The organism is Flavobacterium sp. TC780, assembly GCF_056783245.1.
Genome location: NZ_JBXBAV010000002.1, coordinates 1 through 6,905, shown reverse-complemented (window position 1 = coordinate 6,905; position 6,905 = coordinate 1). Strand labels below are relative to the sequence as shown.

Sequence of the window (6,905 nt, the reverse complement as noted above, 5' to 3'; positions counted from 1 at the left end):
TAACCTACTTCGTTCAGTTATTTCTATGTTAACGTACTTCGTTCAGTTACGTATTGCCTAAGGTTAATACATGCTCCTGTTGTTAGGGAGGCAGCACCTTATTTTTCCTTCTTTTGCTAAAGCAACAGAACAGTTCTTTGTAGCGGTTTCAATATTGAGAATGTAAGCCAAACTAATTTTTTATTTTATGGTAACAAAAAACAATCTAATTCTATTTTAGAACTAGATTGTCTTAGTCATTATTATTTTTTTACTTTATCAGATTTAAGACTAACCTTATCTCCTGAATTCAAATCTTTCGAGACTGTTGTATATGGCCCAGTAATTACCACATCTCCTGCCTTAAGCCCTGACATTACTTCGATGTTTGTATCGTCTTGAATTCCTGTTTTTATGATTCTAATTTTAGCTTTATCCCCTTCTTTCACAAAAACACATTCAAATTTTTTGTCATTTTTGGGAGCTACTTTTTTATCATTTGGGTCTTCAATTTTAATTTCTTTTACTGCTGCTGTATCCGATTTTACAATTACTGAACTTATTGGCACTGCCAGCACATTCTTTTTTGTATTTGTTATAATATCAACCGTAGCTGTCATTCCCGTCTTAAAGGAGAATAAGCCTCTGGTTTCCCTTCCAATAAATCTTTATAAGACTCTTTTAAGATTCTTACTTTAACTTTAAAATTAGTTACCTGATCTGATGTTAAAGTACTGCTTGCTGAATTAGAAATACTAGTTACTATACCTTTAAATTGTTTTTTCAAGTAAGCATCTACTTCTACATTTGCTTCGTCTCCAACTTTAATTTTTACAATATCATTTTCATTTACATCTACTTCAACCTCCATATTATTTAAGTTTGCAACTCTTAAAATTTCGGTTCCCGCCATTTGCTGTGTTCCTAAAACACGTTCGCCTAACTCAACATTAAGTACCGAAATTGTTCCATCTGCAGGAGCGTAAATTGTAGTACGTCTTAAATTATCCTTCGCTTCATTTACAGATGCTGAAGCACTTTGCACTGAAAAATAAGCATTCTCCTTCGATGCTTTTGCTACTTCAAAAGACGCAATTGCCTTATCCCAATCTGATTTAGAAATTATTCCTTTCTCAAATAATTTTTTATTTCTCTCATAACTAGCCTTTGCTTCTTTAAAAGACGCATCTGATTGACTTAAACTGGCTTTAGTTCCTGACAGATTAGAAAGGGTACGATTATATCCAGAAGTATATAAATCAGGATTTATCTTTACCAATAAATCTCCTTTCTTAACAACCTGTCCTTCTTTTACATTTAGTGCAATAATTTCCCCCGAAACTTCTGATGAAATTTTCACTTCAATTTCTGGCTGAATTTTTCCTGTTGCCGAAACTGTTTCTACAATAGTCGATGCTACTACTTTTGCAACTTCTACTTCTGTACCAGCATCTTTATTTCCTCTATCACACCTGCTTTCGAAAATCCAATTAAGGCCGCAATAACTAGTACTGCTCCTCCTAATAGGAAATAAATTGTTTTTTTTGACATAATAAACTAGTTTTTAACTATTGGAACAATAGGAATTCCAAAATAGAATTCTAATATTTTTGTTTTAAAGATATAATCGTATTTTGTTCTAATTACTTCTGATTGCGCATTGGTAAGTAATGTTTGTGATTGATTAAAATCAAAAGCATTCATTAAACCTACTGCAAATTTTTCTTTTGCATAATCGTATGCTCCTTGTCTTGCTTCTAAAGCTACAACAGCTGCCTCGTGTGCATTTAAAGCTCCTTTTGTGTCTGTGAAAGCAGTATAAACATTACGCTGTAAATCTAAGTTTTTTTGTTCTAATTCAATCTTAGATTTTTCTAAACTTACTTTATTACGTTCTACATTATTTCTTACAGAAAAGCCATTAAAAATTGGAATGTTTAATTGTACTCCAAAAGACTGTCCTTTATTATCGCTGAATTGATCAAAAATTGGCGCTGCACTTCCTAAAACTGGAGTGTAATTATTTTGTAGAACTGATTGATTTGTTCCTTGTACATAACCAATTTGTTTTGTTGGATTTGCTGCATCAGGGATTGCACCTTTAACAATATCGGAATAACTTGCTCTTGTGTTGAAGTTATAAAAAGCACTTAGAGTTGGCTGATAAGCTCCTTTGGCAATAGTAACATTTTTTTCTGCAATTTCAAGATTTGTTTTAGCAATTTTTAATTCAGTTCTCGTTTCCTTAGCTTTTTCATAAATTGCCTGAGGCGACTGTGCCAAAATAGTTTGCCCTGCATCAACGTTGGTATCATCTACTACATCAAAATCATTAAACTCTGGCAATTGTAATAACTGCGCTAAACTTAACTTAGAGATTAGCAATGTATTCTCTGCAATAACAACATTTTGTTTGCTTGTTGCTACTGTTGCTTTTACATCTAACAAATCTCCTCTTGGAATTGTTCCTGCTTTTACCAACTCATCTGAACGTGTGTATTGTTTTTCATTAATTGCAAGCTGTTCCTGTTGTACTTTTAAGTTTTCTTTATTGAAAAGTACCTGCAAAAAAGCATTAGCTACATTAAGCGAAATATCTTCTTGCATTTTCAACAACTGATATTTAGAAGCTACTATTGATAAGTTTGCTTTTCGTAATGCATTCTGATTTTGCAATCCTTTATATATATCAATTGCAACAGTCGCTCCAATAGCGGAGTATTGTGTCGTTTGATTTTCAAGCAATCCTGTTGTAATATTTTGATTTAAACCAATATTCCATGAATGTGACACTTGCGCATTGGCAGTAGGAAGAAATTTTCCAAATGCATCTTTTTTATCGATCGCAATATTTTTTGTATCCAGTTCCGATTGCTTAATCGAGATATTATTGTCCAATGCATATTTTACACATTCTTCAAGAGTCCATTTTTTAGTTTGCGCTTGTATTGACGCTCCTAATAGTAAGACAAAAACAAGATAAATATATTTATTATTTTTCATAAACTTTGAATCAAAGCATAGCAAAGATACTATACAAATTTAACATTCTTTAAAAACCAAAAATTCTTTTTTAGCTACTACTTATTTTTTTTCTTCTTCTTTTATCAAGCCCTGATTCCAAATTTTTATTTTGTCTGTAGCTGTAATTCCACTTTTTACCTGCACATAAATTCCATCACTAACTCCTAAAACAATATTTTTTCTTTGAAACTTTTGTTGTGCAGTTTCTACTTCAACATATGGTTTTTGAGTTTTTTTATCAAATTGTACTAGTGATTCTTTTATAGCCAAAACTTTTTCTGCTTTCTCTAGTATAATTGATGCATTAGCACTCAAACCTGCTCTAATAAATGTATCATCTCTATTTTCAAGGGATGCTTTTATTTGAAACTGAATTGCACCATTTTCTACTACTCCTTTTGGTGCAATATAACGTAAAGTTGCATCAAATTTTTTATTTTCAATAGCCCCAATCGTAATTTCAATTGGCATATTTTCTTTGATTTTTCCAACTTCTGATTCATCAATTTTCCCAACAAAAATCATCTTTCCAACATCTGCAACACTCGCAATTGTAGTCCCTTCATTAAAATTATTACTCTCAATAACCTGATTTCCTACTTTTACTGGCACATCTAATACCATTCCAGTTACAGTAGATCGGATTAGTGTATTAGCATAATTTCCCAATCCTGATGTAGTTCCAGTTTTTACAATATCGAAACTTTGCTTTGATGATGAATAACTTTGTTTAGCCTGTTTGTAAGCTAGTTGTGCCGCATCAAAATCATTCGCAGAAATTACTCCTTTATCAAATAATGTTTTTTGTCTCTGGTATAATTTTTCTTGGTTATCCAATGCAATTTTAGCCGTTTGAACCTGGTTTTGAGTATTACTCACATTCGAAACATTTGCAACAACTTTAATCTTTGCAATCATATCTCCTGCTTTAATACTTTCTCCTGCTTTAATATAAACAGCTTCAATAATTCCTGAAATATTGGGTTTGATAAGTACCTCTTCATCAGGCTGGATATTACCCGTTGCAATTGTATTTTTAACTATCGTTTTTATTTCAGCTTTCTCCGTTTGGTAAACAATTGGGGACTCTTGATTTTTTGCATACAAATAATACAAAGCACCAAAGAAGACTGCTGCAATAAAAATTAAAATGGTTATGGTTACTCCTTTTTTCATTTTGTTTTTTGTTTAATCGATTATTTTATTGATTGATAATTTATTCTGTTCGTAAAGCATCTACAGGCTTTACGTTTATTGCAGTTTGAGCTGGAATAAATCCTGCCAACAAACCTGATCCTATTAAAATTAATAATGCTACAAAAACGACCCCTAAATCTACAGTTGGATTAGCAAACATCGTATTACTATCTTCAGGCATCGATGCTAGAACCATATTAAGTATTGCTATAACTCCTGTAGCAACAGCAATCCCTAACATCCCTGAAATAATTGTTAAAAATATAGATTCTGAAAGTATCTGTCTTCGAATTGCTCCTGGCGTTGCTCCCAATGCTCGTCGAATTCCTATTTCTTTAGTTCTCTCCTTCACTACAATAAGCATGATATTCGAAATTCCGATAACCCCAGAAATCAAAACCAATGTACCCACGAAATAAGCAATAAATGTTAAGATTGTAAACAATCCCTGTACTTGGTTAAATCGTTCAAACAAATCAAAATTCCCGACTGCTCTATCATCTTTAGGACTAACTGAATGCCTCTCTTTTATTATTTCTATAATTTTCGGTTTTAAATCAGTTATAGAAGTTTTATCATTTGCTGTAAGTGCCATCCAACCTACTCTATCTCCATAATTAAACACTTGTTGAAACGTTGTAAAAGGAACAAATATGTTCTTTTGCTCTGCTTCTGCACCTCCATTATTTTGATTTTTGGAATAATATACCCCTACAACCATAAAATTTATTCCATTTATTTTAATGTAAGTCCCCATGGGATCTTCTTCTTTTCCATAAAGTCCAGTTATAACTCCTTTTCCAATAACAGCAACCTTTCTATTATGTTTAATATCTTCTTGATTTACAAAGCGGCCTTTTATAATAGTCATCGGTTGTTGCTTAATAAGCTCAGGATAATCGCCATAAATGGTAAAAGCAGAAGTTTTGGTACCGCGAACCACATTATTACTCGCACCATCAGAATCTCCTAATTGATTTCGAGGTGAAACATATAACAAGTCAGGCAAAGCCTCTTTTAAAGCCATTACATCACTATTCCTGAAATCATAACGACGGGTTTTAGGTAAACCTTTATATGCTTTTGATGTGGTTTGACTCCACATAAACATTGTATTTGTTGCAATTCCATCAAATCCTTTTTTAACTCCATTCTCCAAACCATTTCCTGCTGCGAGCAATATTACTAGAATAAATATCCCCCAAAACACACCAAAGGCTGTAAGTACCGTTCTAAATACGTTAGCAGTTAAAGCTTCTAAAATTTCTTCCCAATTATCTCTATCAAACATAATTATTCGTCTCTAAGTGCTACAATAGGTTTTATTTTTGCTGCCCTGTATGCTGGAAAAAAACCAGCCATTGCTCCCGCAAAAACAAGCAAAACAAGAGTGGTCAACGCCACACTAAAATCAACTTCAGGATTTAAAAAGAATTCACTTTTTATCATTGGCCCTACTACTTCTAGCAATAACAAACTAGCTAACAAACCTATAAAACCTGCAATTGTTGTAATAAAAATAGACTCATGCAATATCATTCCAACAATTGATATTGGCGAAGCTCCAAGTGCCTTTCTTATCCCAATTTCTTTAGTTCTTTCTTTTACAATAATTAGCATAATATTACTAACTCCAACAACACCTGCTATAATAGTACAAATTCCTACCCACCAAAAAAACAATCGGATATAAAGATTTAAATCATATACCTGTTTTGCATTCTCAACCGAATTGTATAATCCGATACCGCTATCATCATCTGGAGCTACAATATTTTTACTCTTCAAAAGCGCTTTTAAGTCTGCACTAAATTTTTCAGATTCTGCCAATGCCTCTTCATAAGTAGCTTTTTTATTTAAAGTAAAAAACAAATTACTTACTTTATCACCAACTCCATAAGCTCTTTGGGTTGTTGTTATTGGCAAATAAACCCTTGTTTCCTCTCTTTCACCTGCTGGGTCTGTAAAAACTCCAACAACTTTAAAATTGATATTATTTATTGCTATTTGTTCTCCAAGTGGATTCTTATCTTTAAACAAATCTGTTTTTATTTTCATTCCAATAACAGCAACTTTTTCATAATTAGCCAAGTCTTTGCTATTTATAAATCTTCCCATAACAACGGTACCATTTTCAATCCCCAAATAGTCTGGATCCACACCTCTAAATTGATACGTCGAAGATTCTTTTCCCATAACTCACTGAGGCTCCCCAAAAATTATAAGTTGATGCTCGCTTATCTAATTTATCTTCAAATTTCTGGACAGATTGCGAGTAATCACTATTTCTAAACTGAATTTGACGCCCCGGATTTAGTCCTTTATATTGTTTTGTAGTAGTACCAGTCCAAACCTCTATAATACCTTCTGCATCACGCTCGAATTGTTTTTCGATTCCGTTTTGAAGCCCTTTACCTGCACCAAGAAGAATAACTAATATAAATATCCCCGATGCCACAGAAATACCAGTAAGAAAGGTTCTTAATTTATTTTTAGCGATTGCCTCAAATATTTCTTGCCAACGCTCAATATTAAACATAAGCTGATGCTCTAACTTGTTCTACGTATTTATCATCTATAATTAATCCGTCTTTTAAGACTACATTTCTCTTGCACATTGCAGCAATATCCGGTTCATGTGTTACAATCAAAATTGTTTTTCCTTAGGTGTGTCCTCCCTAACAACAGGAGCATGTATTAACCTT

The 6,905-nt window shown here is 32.7% G+C and carries 3 protein-coding genes and 3 pseudogenes; all 6 read right to left on the bottom strand.

Annotation, left to right across the window (positions count from 1 at the left end):
* Positions 1–242: 242 nt before the first annotated feature.
* Positions 243–1,530, bottom strand: a pseudogene (locus AC1RYN_RS00105) (efflux RND transporter periplasmic adaptor subunit).
* A 6-nt stretch (positions 1,531–1,536) separates the two neighbouring features.
* Positions 1,537–2,982: a TolC family protein gene (locus tag AC1RYN_RS00100; protein ID WP_481805342.1), complete on the bottom strand. Its 1,446-nt coding sequence runs from the start codon at positions 2,980–2,982 to the stop codon at positions 1,537–1,539.
* Between the two features lie 81 nt (positions 2,983–3,063).
* Complete coding sequence (locus AC1RYN_RS00095; RefSeq protein WP_481805341.1) at positions 3,064–4,179, bottom strand: efflux RND transporter periplasmic adaptor subunit; 1,116 nt, start codon at positions 4,177–4,179, stop codon at positions 3,064–3,066.
* A gap of 40 nt (positions 4,180–4,219) precedes the next feature.
* Positions 4,220–5,491, bottom strand: a complete 1,272-nt coding sequence (locus tag AC1RYN_RS00090; RefSeq protein WP_481805340.1) for an ABC transporter permease — start codon at positions 5,489–5,491, stop codon at positions 4,220–4,222.
* A 2-nt stretch (positions 5,492–5,493) separates the two neighbouring features.
* Positions 5,494–6,739 (bottom strand): annotated as a pseudogene (locus AC1RYN_RS00085) (ABC transporter permease).
* Positions 6,732–6,863, bottom strand: a pseudogene (locus AC1RYN_RS00080) (macrolide ABC transporter ATP-binding protein); the annotation flags it as partial. The pseudogenes AC1RYN_RS00080 and AC1RYN_RS00085, both read right to left, overlap by 8 nt.
* Positions 6,864–6,905 lie beyond the last annotated feature (42 nt).

Coding starts and splice junctions, on each gene's coding strand:
- AC1RYN_RS00100 (WP_481805342.1), bottom strand. CDS start 2,982: ATGAAAAATAATAAATATATTTATCTTGTTTTTGTCTTACTATTAGGA.
- AC1RYN_RS00095 (WP_481805341.1), bottom strand. CDS start 4,179: ATGAAAAAAGGAGTAACCATAACCATTTTAATTTTTATTGCAGCAGTC.
- AC1RYN_RS00090 (WP_481805340.1), bottom strand. CDS start 5,491: ATGTTTGATAGAGATAATTGGGAAGAAATTTTAGAAGCTTTAACTGCT.